Raw genomic sequence first — 265 nt, 5'->3', positions numbered from 1 at the left:
CCAGAGAAACGTCGTCGTCTCGAAGTACGCTTCCCCCATCCGGAGGCTCACCCATACCTAGCTTTCTCAGCTCAGTTGATGGCTGGTCTTGACGGTATCCGCAACAAGATCAACCCTGGCGATTCAATGGACAAAGAATTATACGACCTACCAGCAGAAGATTCAGCAGAAATCCCAACGGTTGCAGCATCACTTGATGAGGCCCTTGCTTCGCTAGATGCTGACCGCGAGGTCTAACCTCAAGGTGGCGAATTCACTGACGACT

Annotated in this window: 1 pseudogene; it reads left to right on the top strand. The window is 52.1% G+C overall.

The annotated features are described in order from the left end of the window. A pseudogene (gene glnA / locus CWC03_RS23220) lies at positions 1 to 234 on the top strand (glutamine synthetase); the annotation flags it as partial. Positions 235 to 265 lie beyond the last annotated feature (31 nt).

Source organism: Pseudoalteromonas sp. S2755, from assembly GCF_005886535.1.
GTDB lineage: Bacteria > Pseudomonadota > Gammaproteobacteria > Enterobacterales > Alteromonadaceae > Pseudoalteromonas.
This window is presented reverse-complemented; position numbering and strand designations above follow the sequence as displayed.